The sequence below is a fragment of the Lentzea indica genome (assembly GCF_012184385.1).
GTDB classification, from domain to species: Bacteria; Actinomycetota; Actinomycetes; order Mycobacteriales; family Pseudonocardiaceae; genus Lentzea; species Lentzea indica.
In genome coordinates, this window is the sequence record NZ_VSRL01000254.1 from 1 (window position 1) to 12,567 (window position 12,567).

At 69.3% G+C, this 12,567-nt stretch carries 13 protein-coding genes; 3 read left to right on the forward strand and 10 right to left on the reverse strand.

All coding sequences use genetic code 11. The features are described 5' to 3' along the window. A partial coding sequence (locus FXN61_RS40090; RefSeq protein WP_167979109.1) for an AAA family ATPase occupies positions 1 to 1,127 on the reverse strand: 1,127 nt, incomplete at its 3' end. A gap of 294 nt (positions 1,128 to 1,421) precedes the next feature. On the opposite strand from FXN61_RS40090, the gene FXN61_RS40095 reads away from it, so the two are divergent. Together FXN61_RS40095 and FXN61_RS55945 are read left to right on the forward strand one after the other, a co-directional pair. Beyond that, positions 1,422 to 3,230 (forward strand): ATP-binding protein, encoded by a 1,809-nt coding sequence (locus FXN61_RS40095; protein ID WP_167979110.1) that lies wholly within the window; start codon positions 1,422 to 1,424, stop codon positions 3,228 to 3,230. Continuing rightward, on the forward strand, positions 3,227 to 3,871 hold the full coding sequence (locus FXN61_RS55945; RefSeq protein ID WP_167979111.1) for a helix-turn-helix transcriptional regulator: 645 nt from the start codon (positions 3,227 to 3,229) through the stop codon (positions 3,869 to 3,871). The genes FXN61_RS40095 and FXN61_RS55945 overlap by 4 nt, the downstream gene beginning before the upstream one ends. Positions 3,872 to 3,892: 21 nt before the next feature. Here the strand turns inward: FXN61_RS55945 and FXN61_RS40105 are convergent, their stop codons facing one another. From FXN61_RS40105 to FXN61_RS40140, 8 genes are all read right to left on the reverse strand, one after another. After that, a complete protein-coding gene (locus tag FXN61_RS40105; RefSeq protein WP_167979112.1) occupies positions 3,893 to 4,030 on the reverse strand; it encodes a hypothetical protein in 138 nt (45 codons plus the stop codon). Between the two features lie 63 nt (positions 4,031 to 4,093). After that, entirely contained in the window at positions 4,094 to 4,231 is a 138-nt protein-coding gene (locus FXN61_RS40110; protein ID WP_167979113.1) for a hypothetical protein, read from the reverse strand. Between the two features lie 65 nt (positions 4,232 to 4,296). After that, the gene (locus FXN61_RS40115) at positions 4,297 to 4,437 is read right to left on the reverse strand and encodes a hypothetical protein (RefSeq protein WP_167979114.1); all 141 of its coding nucleotides are present in this window, start codon (positions 4,435 to 4,437) and stop codon (positions 4,297 to 4,299) included. 147 nt (positions 4,438 to 4,584) lie between these two features. Beyond that, on the reverse strand, positions 4,585 to 5,427 hold the full coding sequence (locus FXN61_RS40120) for a tetratricopeptide repeat protein (RefSeq protein WP_167979115.1): 843 nt from the start codon (positions 5,425 to 5,427) through the stop codon (positions 4,585 to 4,587). Then, the gene (locus FXN61_RS40125) at positions 5,424 to 7,916 is read right to left on the reverse strand and encodes an Hsp70 family protein (RefSeq protein WP_167979116.1); all 2,493 of its coding nucleotides are present in this window, start codon (positions 7,914 to 7,916) and stop codon (positions 5,424 to 5,426) included. Before FXN61_RS40125 ends, FXN61_RS40120 begins: the two co-directional genes overlap by 4 nt. Continuing rightward, positions 7,909 to 8,415, reverse strand: a complete 507-nt coding sequence (locus tag FXN61_RS40130) for a hypothetical protein (protein WP_167979117.1) — start codon at positions 8,413 to 8,415, stop codon at positions 7,909 to 7,911. The genes FXN61_RS40125 and FXN61_RS40130 overlap by 8 nt, the downstream gene beginning before the upstream one ends. Beyond that, positions 8,415 to 9,896, reverse strand: coding sequence for a DMT family transporter (locus tag FXN61_RS40135; protein ID WP_167979118.1), 1,482 nt, complete (start codon positions 9,894 to 9,896; stop codon positions 8,415 to 8,417). The genes FXN61_RS40130 and FXN61_RS40135 overlap by 1 nt, the downstream gene beginning before the upstream one ends. Further along, positions 9,896 to 10,381, reverse strand: a complete 486-nt coding sequence (locus FXN61_RS40140; RefSeq protein WP_167979119.1) for a hypothetical protein — start codon at positions 10,379 to 10,381, stop codon at positions 9,896 to 9,898. Before FXN61_RS40140 ends, FXN61_RS40135 begins: the two co-directional genes overlap by 1 nt. Positions 10,382 to 10,478: 97 nt before the next feature. Between FXN61_RS40140 and mycP the strand changes: the two genes are divergently transcribed. Next, the gene (gene mycP, locus FXN61_RS40145; RefSeq protein ID WP_167979120.1) at positions 10,479 to 11,738 is read left to right on the forward strand and encodes a type VII secretion-associated serine protease mycosin; all 1,260 of its coding nucleotides are present in this window, start codon (positions 10,479 to 10,481) and stop codon (positions 11,736 to 11,738) included. Positions 11,739 to 12,131: 393 nt separating this feature from the next. Here mycP and FXN61_RS40150 read toward each other — a convergent pair. Continuing rightward, positions 12,132 to 12,567: type VII secretion protein EccB (locus tag FXN61_RS40150; protein ID WP_188136005.1), on the reverse strand; the 436-nt coding region annotated here is incomplete at its 5' end.

Sequence of the window (12,567 nt, forward strand, 5' to 3'; positions counted from 1 at the left end):
CCGGCTGCCGCGTGCCGGAGCCAGGTGACGGCCAGTTCCGGGCAACCGCGCTCCAGTGCCGAAGCCGCCGCCGACCGAAGCACGCCGACGGCCCACTCCGAAGTCACCGGTCCCGATGCGAGCAGGTGCTCCGCGATGCTCTCGTCCGGCGCTCCGCTCTCGTGCAGCAGGCGTGCGGCCTGGCCGTGCACGCGTCGCAGTGCCGCGAACGACAGCTCCCGCGTGACCGTGACGCGCACCAGCGGCTGTGCGAAGTCCACCATGCCGTCCGCCGTTCGCAGCAATCCCTTGCGCTCCACGGCGGCCACGACGTCGGCGACTTCTGGCAGCTCGACACCGGTGATGTCGGCGACCCGGTCCAGCGTCGCGTGTGAACCCAGCACCGCCACGGCCCGCGCGATCGCGACGGCCCGGTCCGACACCCTGCGCAGCCACACGTGGACGGTGCGGGCGACCAGGGGGACCTCGACCTGGAGCGGGTCGGTGTCCTCAGTGGACAGTTCAGCGGCGAGCCTGGTCAGCAGCGCGGGGTTGCCCGCGGTGAGTTCCCAGCAGGTCGAGGCACGATCCGGATCGCCGCCGAGCAACGCCGCCGCGGCTGCCGGGCCGAGCTCGCAGGGCCGGAGCTCGTCCGCGCTGCTCTCGAGCAGGTCGTCCAGCAGTTCCGAGTCGGTGGGCGGATCTCCCGCACACACGCTGACGAGCATGGCGATGCCGTGGTGCTCGATGCGCGGTGGCAACGAGGCGAGCCAGCGCAATGACGGCTCGTCCGCCCACTGCACGTCGTCGACGGCCACCAGCACCGTGCCGGCCGCGGCCAGTCCGGTCAACGCCTCGTTCAGCCCCTCACGGGACAGCGCGCCCAGTTCGAGCCGCGGCTCGAACAACCGTTGCGCCAGCCCGAAGGGCGCGTCGACCTCGGCGAAGCTGCCGCGCACCCGCAGCACCGTCATGTCCCGCGTGGTGGCGAGGTCGGTCGCGTGGTCGATCAGCGCGGTCTTCCCCGTGCCCGCCGCGCCGCACACGGTCAGCAGACTGCCTGTACCAGAAACCGCGGCCGTCAGTAAACCTTCGATCGACTCTTTCTCACGTTCCCGGTCGATCAGATGTTCCGCATCCCGCATCATGTCACCTTTCCTGGCAATTCCCCGCCACGAAAACATGAATCCGATTCGACGGAAATCGGCAGGGTGTGCAAGAACGACGCACCCAGGGGATACGCCCAGCTCATCAGTGCTGCCAGCTGAGACGACGTGGTCACTGAAGGGCGGCCGTTCAAGATCCGGACACGCAATCAGGAAATACGACCGGATTAACCGCGGGGGTGACCGGAGCCACGTTGAACCAAGTACCCAAGTGAGACGTACTCCTGGTGGGAATCAATTTCGTGACAGACTTGCCATGGATTCAAAGGAGGTGGAATGCGGGAGAGCCATCTCGCGTCGTTACGACACCTGGTCACGCGTGCCGAAGCAGCGTGCGACGAGACACAGCGCGCCGCGGCACTGGCCGAGCTTCAGCGCGTCGGAGCGTCCGCACTCCGGGACGCGGTGTCCGAGGCGCGTGACAGTGGCGTCTCGTGGCGGATCCTGGCGAGCGAGTTGCGGATGGCCGCGACGACGCTGCACAGCCAGTTCGCGTCGGGCCGTGCCGTGCTCGCGCGAGCCGGGCAGCCCTCGCCCCGGCGACTCACGTTGCCCGCGCCGTTCGTGGACGAGTTCGTCGGCAGGCAACGCGAACTCTCCGACCTGCGGCGGCTGATGTCCCGTGCACGCGTGGTCACGCTGACCGGCACCGGCGGGATCGGCAAGACCCGGCTCACCGGCGAGTTCGTGCACCGCACCGGCGAGACGTTCCGCGATGTGTGGTGGGTAGAGCTGGCGCCTCTGTCCGACGGCGGCCACGTGGACGCGGCCGTCGCCGCCGCGCTCGGCGGGGAGGCCGGCGAGATGATCGCCGAAGCCTGCCGGAGCGGGCCCTGCCTGCTCGTACTGGACAACTGCGAACACGTCGTCGATGCGTGCGCACGACTCGTGTCTCGATTGCTGGCGGTGAGCGACGGCCTGCGAGTGCTCGCCACCAGCAGGGAACAGCTGGGCGTGCCCGGCGAGCAGGTGTTCGCGGTGGCGTCCTTGCCGGTCGATCCGGCGGTCCGGTTGTTCACGGAACGAGCGCAGGCCGCCGTGCCCGGCTTCGGACTGACCGACGAGCAGGCCGCCGCGGTGGCCGATCTGTGTCTGCGCCTCGACGGACTGCCGCTCGCGATCGAGCTCGCGGCGCGCCAGGTCGCCATGCTGCCGCCCGAGGAACTGCTGGCGTGCCTGGACGAACGGCTGGCGCTGCTGTCGGGTGGCCCGCGCACCGCGCCCACCAGGCACCAGAGCCTGCACGCGGCGATCGAGTGGAGCTACGACCTGCTGTCGGACACCGAGCAGGCGGTGTTCCGCAGGCTCACCGTCTTCGCCGACTCCTTCGAACGCCAGGACGCCGCCGCGGTGTGCTCCGACCTCGAACTCCCCGACCGTACACTGTGGACGGTGCTGACCGGTCTGGTGGCCAAGTCGCTGGTCGTCGCCAACGGTCAACGGCTGCGCGTGCTCGAATCGTTGCGGATGTTCGGTCATGCTCAACTGACGCGATGCGACGAGTGGACGGCCGCGGTCGACCGGCTGGTGGACCGGCTCGTGCTGTTCGCGGTCCTGCCACCTCCGGTCGGCATGACGCGGGAGGAACGGCGGATCAAGCGCCGCCAGCACCGGCACAACCTCGAGTTCGCGGTCCCGCTCGCCACGCCCACCGACGACGAGCGTTACGCGAACCTCTTGTCAGCGCTCACCAGAGTGCGGAGACAGCAGTTGTCGTTCCAGAGTTCCCTCGAGCTGCTGGAGAACGCGCTCATCCGCCAGCGCTCGGCGATGGGCCGCGTGGTCCTGCTGGTCGAGCTGTGCGATCACATGGTCGGCGACGGCGAGTACGCCTCCGCGCGCGAATTCGGCGAGCAGGCGGTCGCACTCGCCGAGGAGTGTGGTGCGCCGTGGGCGAAGCACTGGGCGGTGCAGGGGCTGACCTTCGCCTGCGGACGACTCGGCGACCAGGCGGCGATGAACGTGCTGCTGCCCCAGCTCGTGTCAGCGCACGGGAGCTCGGACAGCCGCACGCCCTGGCCGAAGCTCTGTCGCATTTGGCGTGGAACCTGCTGCTGCGCGGACATCTCGACGACGCCAGGGTGACAGTCGACGAGGGACTGTCGTTGCTGGAGGGTGATCCTGCGAACGCCGTTCTCGGGGATCTGGTGCACACAGCGGGTGCTATCGCGTTGCAACAAGGTGATCCCGACCGTGCCACAGCACACTTCACCGTCGCATTGACCGCGGGCAATGACATGGCACGTGTCGACGCGCTGGAGGGCATGGGAGTCGCCGCGGTCCTCCTCAGCCGGCCGCAACGGGCCGTGCGGCTGCTCGCCTCAGCCATGGCCGCGCGGGACGCGGTCGGCTGGGTCGGCGAACCGTGGTGGTCCGGCCAGTGCGCGTCCGCGTTGTCCACCGCCTGCGCCGAGTTGTCCCCGGCCACCGCCGACGCCCTGCTCGCCGACGGTGCCGGGTTGACGGTCGACCAGGCGATCACGTGCGCACTGGAGGACCAGGACTCACCGTCGGTGCTCACACCCCGCGAGTGGGAGGTGGCGGGGCTGGTGGCCGACGGGTTGACCAACCGCGAGATCGCGGCCAGACAAGGGGTCTCGGCCCGGACGGTCGCCAGTCACCTGGAGAACGTCCGGGCCAAGCTCGACCTGCCGACCAGGGCTCACATCACCGCGTGGGTCACCCGGATCCGGCTCGAGTCGTCACACACGCTCAGGAACCCTTGACGGTTCCGTCCGCGTGCGCGGTCAGTCCTCGATGCTGGTGTAATTCGAACCTTCGCCGTTGATCGTGAACTCCCCGCCGTTGGGCAGACCGCCGGACACCTCGTCCATCGACTCGTCGTCGACCTCGGCGACCTCGGGCTGGTTCTTGTTCTCGCTCATGGCTTTCCTTCCCGATCAGAAGTCGTTGACGTTCGAGCTCGCGCAGAAGCTGCTACGCCTCGGTCACGCGCTGATACCGCCGTAACCTGAGCCTTCGCCGTTCTGCGTCGTGATGGCGCCGTTGGGCAGACCACCGGACACCTCGTCCATCGACTCGTCGTCGACCTCGGCGACCTCGGGCTGGTCCTTGTTCTCGCTCATGGCCTTCCTTTCAGATCAGAAGTCGTTGACGTCCAACTGCTCGGAAAGCTGCCGCGGCACGCTCATCAGAAGAGCCCGTCGTAGCTGGTGCCCTGGCCGTTCTGCGTCGTCATGGAGCCGTTGGGCAGACCACCGGACACCTCGTCCATCGACTCCTCGTCGACCTCAGCGACCTCAGGCTCGTTCTTCTTCTGCTGCTCGGACATACGCCATCTCCTTCACCGGATTCGCATGTTTTCCTGCTGTGCCAAGAGAAAACCGCGCTGCACCGGGTGACGACAAGGAAATCGGCTGACCTTTGCCCAGGCTTTTCGCTGTACCGCACTATTTCTCTCGTACCCGTCACACGCGAACTAACGCGGCTCCACCAGCAGACTCACCGTCCGGTTGACGGCCGGGTTCCCGTCCGCGTGCGGTGCTTCCGTCTGATCCGCCGACCGGGCTGCGAAGGTGGTGGCCGGCTGTTCGCCCGCGTCCGCCAGCACCTCGACGGCGGCCGCTGCTCTGGCCAGCGCGGTCGCCGAGCCGCCGGTCGTCGGGCCGCCGGGTACGACGACGCCGTGGCCGAGCACGGTCACCCGCACTTCCTTGCCTCGCAACAGCCTGCCCCAGCGCTCCAGTTGCCCGCGTCCTTCCTGGCTGAGCTCGGTGCTGTCGGGCAGGAACATGCCCCGCTGGAAGACAACGCGAACTCCGTCGTCGTGCTGCTCCAGCCGGACGTCCGCGCCGGCCAGTTCGGTCATGAGCGAGCGGAGAGCCGCCTCACGCGGGTCCGGCGTCACCGCGGCGGACTGCGTCGCGGGTGAAGGTGGCGCGGCGGTCGGAAGTGGTGGTGGCGCCGGTGTCTGCTGCTGGGCCATCAGCACGCCGGCGAGTGCCGCGACCACGACAGCCGTCGAGCCGATGACAGCCAGCGGCAGCGGTCGAGCTCGGCGCTTGCCTTCGGTGATCGCGGTGATGAGTTTCGTGCCCGCCAGTGCGGACGGGTTCGTCGGGTCCTGGGCCAGGACTTCCGACCACACCTCGGCCGCCGCTGCGAAGTCGCCGCGCTGGGCGTGGACCCTGGCCAGCAGGTCGAGGGTGTCCGGATCGCGGCCGAGGCCGTCCAGGATGCGCACGGCCGCGTCGTGCTCGCCCGCCCGTGCCAGCTCGGCGGCGCGAGCCCGGTCGAACCCGCGCACCTGTGCGGTGATCATCGTTGCCGTCCGTTCTGGCTGCGGACGCCACCCGGCGAGCGCTCCGGTTCGCCGACGGGCCACAGCTTGCGCAGCTCGTGGTTGATCTCGGGCAGCAACCGCCAGTTCTGCTGGGCGATCGCCATGTTGCCTTCGGTGATCAGGGCTCGGGCCCGCATCGGCTGGCTCAGCCTGGCCATGTTCTCCCGGAAGTGGTGGAAGAGCGCGATGTCGAACGTCTCGTCGCGCCTCATCACCGACGTCGACAGGTGGACAGCGCGTCCGATCAGCTCGTCGACGGTGGCGCTGTCGGGGTTGCGGCGCACGTCGGCGGCCCTGCGTTCGATGTCCGCGAGCTCGAGCAGGTCGTCGGCCGCCCCCTTGCGGTCCAGCAGGTCCTTGCACTGCCTGATCTCGTCGTCCAGCTCCGCCAGCAGACTGTTCAGCTGGTCCTCCTCCTCGATCTCGTCCAGCACGGCCTGGATGTCACGCAGCCGGTGATCGGCCGCCGCCGCGCTGCCGGGATCGGTGGCCGCCGCGCGGACCTCGTCGCGGGCGGTGTCCAGCACCTGCTCACCTTCCAGCCGGTCGAGCTTGCGACGGGCCACGGCCGACACGCGCCGGTTGTCCCGCAACGCGGCCAGCCTGCCGTGCACCTCACGCAGCTCGCGTTCGAGGTCTGCGGCGACAGGCGGCTGCACGCGGGAAAGGTCGATCTCGGCCTCGAACTGCTCGTCCACCAGCGGCACGTCGGCGACCACGGTCACCCGGCGCGACTCGTCCACCTCGATGGTGATCTCCACCTCGCTGTCGCCAGGCAGGTCGATGCGGACGTCCTTCGGCCTGATCTCGATCAGGCCGATGCGCAGGTTGCGGTCGGCCCTCGCCCGCTCGCCCTCAACGAGCGGAATGCGAATGACGGCGTCGGAATCCGTGCGATGCAAGGCGATCGTCGTGTAGAAGGTGCTTCGCGCCATGGCGGGCAGCCTCGCGCCCTTGTGCAGGATGGGAGTGAAGGTTCCGTCCGCTTCGGACAGTCCGAGCGAGTTGGTGAGCACCTGGCCACCCAGCTCGTTCAGCACGTGGGTGATCGACACGGTCGCTGGGTTCACCTTGCGCCGCATGCCGTTGTGGTCGACCAGCAGCACGTCGAACGTCGACGTCGCCCGCTCGTCCACCCGCACCTCGGTGACGAACGTGCCCTGCGCGTCCAAGCTGACCTGCGGCGTGCGGAACGGTGGCATGCCGTTCTGGTTGTCCAGCACCACGTGCAACCGTGTCCAGTCCTGCGCGGTCGTGCTCTCGAAACGTCCCTGCACCGGCACGAGGGTCAGGCTCGTGTTGCGCGGATACCTCAGGTCGACGCTGAACTCACCCTCCACGGGTCGTGCCTTCGGCCGGTCCAGCGGCACCGTGCTCGCGAACACCGCCGCACCCCTCGCGACGACGGTGGTCGGATCCTGGCTGTGGTCCAGCTCGATGCCCAGTCCCTCAACGGGATCTGCCAGGCGTTCACGCAACGTCGGCGAGAGAGTGGTGCCGCCGACCAGCAGCAGCTTGTCGACGTCGGCGGGGCCGAGCCCGGCTTTCGTCAGTGCCTCGCGGCACAGGTTGATTGCGCGCAGGTAGAAAGGCTCGGCGAGGCGATCGATGTCGTCCCGCCGCAGCGTGTGTTCGAACATGCGCCGGTCGCCGCCACCGACGTCGAGCTCGATCATCAGGTTGGTGCTGGTGGTGCGCGACAACTCGATCTTGGCGTCCTCCGCCGCGGCCTTGAGCACGCCGAAGGTGCGCTGCCACACCGGGTTGTCCCTGCGCAGGTCACGCAGTCCCAGCTCGGCTTCGACCGCGGGAACGAGCAGCCGTTCCACGATCGCCCAGTCGATCAGCTTGCCGCCGAGGTGCGGGTCGCCCGCGTGATCGAGCACCCGCAGTTCTCCCTCGTGCGTGGTGACCAACGCCGAGTCGAACGTGCCGCCACCGAAGTCGAACACCATCCAACAGGCGTCGGTGCTCTCGTTCTGGAACCCGAAGGCGAACGCGGCCGCCGTCGGCTCCTGCACCAGTGGGCAGTTGCCGAACCCCGCGAGAGCGGCGGCCTCACCCGTCGCGTTGTTCTGGTGCAGGCGGAACGCGGCGGGCACGGTGATCACCGCTGCCTGTGGCGGCTCACCGAGCGCGTGCTGGGCGTCGGCCCGCAACGACTTCAGCACCTCCGCCGAAAGCTGCTGCGGCGTCAGGGGAATGCCCGCGTCGCGGAAGAACCGGGCCGCACCGTCGAGACCCATCTCCTGCTTGAACTCGGCGTGCGCGTTGGCCGGGTCGGCCGCGACGAAGTCTCGTGCACGGCGACCGACGTACGTGACGCCTTGCTTGGGAATCCAGACAGCGGACGGCGTGAAGTCCCAGTTCTCGTTGTTCTTGATCACCGACGCGCTGCCGTCGCGGACAACCGCGATGGCGCTGTTGGTGGTGCCCAGGTCGATGCCGAAGTCGATGGTGTCACGCACCGGTAACCTCCATTGTGCTGTCGGGGCGGCCGACGATGACCTGTCCCATCTGAATGCGCCTGCCCGCCAGGTAGACGGAGGGGCGGACGGTCTCCAGCACCGTGTCGTGCCGCAGCGCCGGGTCCTGCTGCAACGCCATCACCTCCAGCGACAGCCCCGGGTAGAACTCGGTGCCGTCGTGGTCCTGGATCATCAGGCCCGCCTCGTCCAGCGCCCGCTGGGTCGCCTGCAGATACCTGCCGACCCGCTTGGCCTCGCGCGAGTCCTCCTCGGCGAGGCGCGTCAGCCTGCGTTGTGCGCGCCAGAGGTTCGTTGCGGCATCAGCGAGTTCCTTCTCGTCCAACGCCGGCTTCGCGTCCGTTGTGTCCTTTGCGGACAGACTTGAGAGCTGCTGTTCGATCAGTCCGGTCAGCGAGACCGGGTCCGGCCATTGAGGAGCGGCGATCCGGAACTCCCTGTGGTAGCGCCGTTGGCCGCGCCACGTCGTCCACCTGTTCATCAGCGGTTCCGCCAATCAGCGATCATCAGGGACACTCCGTACGCGAACGGCGACACCACCACGAAGGCCAGCGCGGATCCCCAGAACGGCTCCAGTACGTCCGAAGGAAGTGAGGCGAGCGCCCGCCAGCCGACGACGAACGCGACACAGCCGGTGATGAAGGACACGACCCCACTCATCATCGACTGGTACCACCGCGCGCCAATGACGACGAACGGAACCCAGGAGAGCACGATCGTCGCGGCGATCGACGCGAACATCGATCCGCCGAGAGCACCGACCACGCAGATCGTCACCATCGCGACGAACGCGACGAACAACACCAGGTTCGCCGGCCAGCGCGACGGCTTCGCCGGCCGACCGGCCAGCTCGTTCAGCATCGCGTCGATCTGGGCACGCTGCACCGGATCCGTGATCCGCAGCTGCAACTGGCGAAGCGTCTGGATCGCCGACGCCTTGTTGCCCTCGCGCACCAGCTGGATCACCTCGAACTGCCACGAAGACGACGGCAGCGCCATGTTGTCTTGGATGATCTCCCGGTCTCGCTGCTCGACGACGAACGACAGCGCGAGTTCGAGGAGGTCACTCGCCTTCGTCTGGTCGCTGTCGCGCAGCGCGAGCCCGCAGTTGTTCAGCATCACGGCGACCCTGTTGCGGTCCTTGGCCGACCACCGGTACCGCTCGTGCGGCGCCAGTGTCTCCAGCAGGTTCGCGAGCCTCGGCAGCTCGTCGGCCCGCTGGGCGGCCGCACGCGTGGACCCGTCGTTCAGCAACGAGTTCACCTCGCGCACCAGTGCGTCGATCCGCGCTGTCGTCGGCTCGGCAGCGGACCGGTGCGCGTCGTCGAGGAGCACGGCGGGCACGTCCCACGTGTCCAACAGGGTGGCGAGCCTCGGCCTGGAGGGAGCGAGCGCGACCTGCGGCGCGAGCAACGCCTTCGGCAGAGCGTTCCGCAGACCCTCCACTGTGGACTCGCTCATCCTGCGGTCCGACAACGCCTTCATGCGGTGCCGCACGTGGTCGAAGAACCTCGGGTCGTCCAAGGCGTCCATCCACGCGTCCGCCGCGTCGATCCACAGGTCGTCGTCAGTCTTGTTGTCGAGTGCCTTCGCGTGTGCCTCGACCGCGATGTCGTGCACCTCGTGCACCTCCGGCGCGCAGCCACAGGCACCGGGTTCGCCCCACCACCAGAACAGCTCGTCCACCAGGCGGTGGTCAGGACGTTCCAGTGCGTCGAACGCCGCGCGCACCTCCTGAGCCGAAGGTGGCGACGGCAACGGCAAGCGCCGGTCGCCGGGGATCGTGCCGCCGAGGTCGAGTGCACCGAGCAGCAGATGGCGCTGCGCGCGCACCTGTGCGGGCTTGGCGTCGGTGGCCAGCCCCACGACGCGGAACGGGTTGCGCCGGTACAGTTCCGGCCCCGCGATCTCACGCAACCGGGCCGCTGCCACGCGGCCCTTGTCCTGGCTGGGCGCGGCCATCACGCCACCATCCTCAGCAGGGCAACGCCGCCACTCACCGCCGCGAGCTGCACGGCGAGCGCTCCCGGCACCGCGGTGGGCGGCGTCGCCGGATCGCCGCAGGTTCCCCCGGTCATGCTGCCGCTGGTCGCGCTCAGGTAGAAGAGATAAACGTTGCCGCAGGACGCCTTGGGCGTGGCGGTGAACCGGTATCCGCCTTGGGCGACGGTGAAAGTGATGCCGTCGGCGGTCACCTCCGTCACGGAGAGGGTGTGGCCCTGCACCGCGATGTCGACCGGGCCGGGGACGGTCACCTCACAGGTGCCGTCCGCACAGGCCGCGTAGTTCACGCCATCGGCCGCGGTCAACGTCGGCGAGGCTGGAGAAACGGTCGTGGTCGTCATCGCGGGTGCAGGCGCGCCACCCGTGGCCGTGGTCCCGCATGCGGCCAAGGAGAAGGCGAGCAGCAGGCACCCGGCTCGTCGAGACGGTGCGGAGATCGGCATGAGATCAAGCTATGGCCGTCACGAGCCCGCAGCGCCGCACTGACCTCTTCCTGCCAGTGCACTCGAACGGGCTCGTCGCGGCACCCACGATCACACCATGATGAAGAGGATCGGCGCGCTCGTCGTCGCGGCGACCATGACGTGCCCTCAAGCAGCGGCCGCGCCACCGGCGGGTGCGTGTCACAACCCGACGCCGGCCAGGCCGCCGATCACCGACCTGCCGTGGGCACAGCGCACGCTGATGCCGAAAACCGTGTGGCCGCACAGCAAAGGCGCCGGTGTGCTGGTCGCCGTGGTCGACTCCGGTGTGGACTCCGACCACCCGCAGCTGCGCGCGCAGGGCAAGGTGCTGGCGGGACAGGACTTCTACCTGGTCGGTGATCTGCCTGGCAACTTCGACTGCGTCTCACACGGCACCGGCGTCGCGAGCATCATCGCCGCGGATCCCGTCGACGGCACCGGCTTCGCCGGGCTCGCGCCGGACGCGAAGATCCTGCCGGTGCGCGTCACAGACCGCGATGTCACCGAACAGGGCGCGCCATCGGCACTCGACCCGGTCGTGCTCGCCCGCGGCATCTGGTACGCGGCCGACCACGGCGCCAAGGTGATCAACCTGTCGGTCGCGGGCAGCACGGACAACCAGTACGTGCGGGACGCGATCGCGCACGCGCAGTCGAAGGACGCACTCGTGATCGCCGCCGCCGGCAACACCCAGGACGGCGAAAACCCCGGCCCCGCAACGTTTCCCGCCGGATACGACGGGGTGCTCGGCGTCGGCGCGGTCGATCCGGCCGGAATGAGGATGCCCGCGTCACGGATCGGCGCGCAGGTCGACGTCGTCGCGCCGGGCGTCGGCGTGACCACCGCGACCCGCGCAGGCGGCCACCACTACCAGAACGGCACCAGCTTCGCGGCCGCGTTCGTCTCCGCCACCGCGGCGCTGGTGCGTTCGGCGTGGCCGGGGCTCAACGCCCGCGAAGTTGCGAACCGGATCATGGCGACGGCGAGCCCGGCGCCCGGCGGGGAGGGCGCCGCCTACGGCGCGGGACTGGTGAACCCGTACCGCGCGGTGACCGAAGGACTGTCGCCCGCCTCGCCTTTGACGTTGCCGGACGTGGAAGTCCCACCAGCGGATCCCGAACAGGTCCGGGAGGCGGCCTGGTGGACTCGGACGACCTGGCACACCCGTCTCACGGCAGGGACGGTGATCGGGGTGGCGGCGCTGGTACTGCTGCTCGCGCTGGTGTTGCGCCGTGGCCGCCGGGAGGGTTGGCGGCCGCGGCGAGCGGATGCTGTTTCCGCTGAGCCTGCCTGGGATGAGCTGCCTGATGAGGACTCGCTGTTCACTCGCGGGTGAGTGCGGTGGGGCGGGTGAGCTTGGGGGCCTGCGACATCCAGTTCCCTCGCCCGTGGCTGAACGCGGCGCGCCGACTCACGGTGCCCTGCGACATCCAGATTCCTGGCCCGTGGTTGAGCACGCCGCGTTACCCCGGAGCCCCTCAACACCGCGCCGCCTCACCGGCGAGTGAGGCGGCGCAGCGGCTGAGCCTGGTGTGCTCTGCGACATCCAGCTCGCTCACGCGCGGCTGAGCACGCGCAACTCCCCACCCCGCCACCCCAGCCAGCTCACCCGCGACTGAGCGCGCCGCGATGCCCGAACCCGGTGCCCTCCAACACCCCTGCCACCCCACCCAGAACTGAGGTGCCGCAGGGTGGCCCGAACCCGCCACCCTGCGACACCCAAGTCACCTCACCCGCGACTGAGCGCACCGCGATGCCCAAGCCCGCTCCCCTGCGGCAACCGAGCCACCAGAGCGGCGGGCACCCGCACCGGCTTCACCCCGCCATACCCGAGCCACTCCGCGACTTCCGCACTCTCCAGCGGATGCGCACGCCCCTGATCAGTGACGACCACGAACGTCCCCGCCGGCGCGTCCGCACCGGGCATCACCTCGACCAGCGCACCGAAGCCGGGCGCGACCAGCACGTGGTCGGCGAGCGGTGTGCCGCGTGAGGTTCGTTGGGCGGTCAGGGAAAGCGGGTCCTCGGCAGGCATCCGCGGGTCGATTCGCACGCGGGGCACGGCTGCTCCCGGCTCGTAGGTCGCGCAGACCGCGGCCGTGTCCCGGCCAGAGCCCGCGATAGCCGGGCGGAACGGTGGCGGCGCGCCAGGGTCTGCGTCCGGG

Excerpts from the sequence above, each read along its gene's own strand:
- FXN61_RS40140 (WP_167979119.1), bottom strand. The coding sequence starts at position 10,381 with ATGCCGATCTCCGCACCGTCTCGACGAGCCGGGTGCCTGCTGCTCGCC.
- FXN61_RS40095 (WP_167979110.1), top strand. The coding sequence starts at position 1,422 with ATGCGGGAGAGCCATCTCGCGTCGTTACGACACCTGGTCACGCGTGCC.
- FXN61_RS40130 (WP_167979117.1), bottom strand. The coding sequence starts at position 8,415 with ATGAACAGGTGGACGACGTGGCGCGGCCAACGGCGCTACCACAGGGAG.
- FXN61_RS40120 (WP_167979115.1), bottom strand. The coding sequence starts at position 5,427 with ATGATCACCGCACAGGTGCGCGGGTTCGACCGGGCTCGCGCCGCCGAG.
- FXN61_RS40105 (WP_167979112.1), bottom strand. The coding sequence starts at position 4,030 with ATGAGCGAGAACAAGAACCAGCCCGAGGTCGCCGAGGTCGACGACGAG.
- FXN61_RS40115 (WP_167979114.1), bottom strand. The coding sequence starts at position 4,437 with ATGTCCGAGCAGCAGAAGAAGAACGAGCCTGAGGTCGCTGAGGTCGAC.
- FXN61_RS40135 (WP_167979118.1), bottom strand. The coding sequence starts at position 9,896 with ATGGCCGCGCCCAGCCAGGACAAGGGCCGCGTGGCAGCGGCCCGGTTG.
- mycP (WP_167979120.1), top strand. The coding sequence starts at position 10,479 with ATGATGAAGAGGATCGGCGCGCTCGTCGTCGCGGCGACCATGACGTGC.
- FXN61_RS40110 (WP_167979113.1), bottom strand. The coding sequence starts at position 4,231 with ATGAGCGAGAACAAGGACCAGCCCGAGGTCGCCGAGGTCGACGACGAG.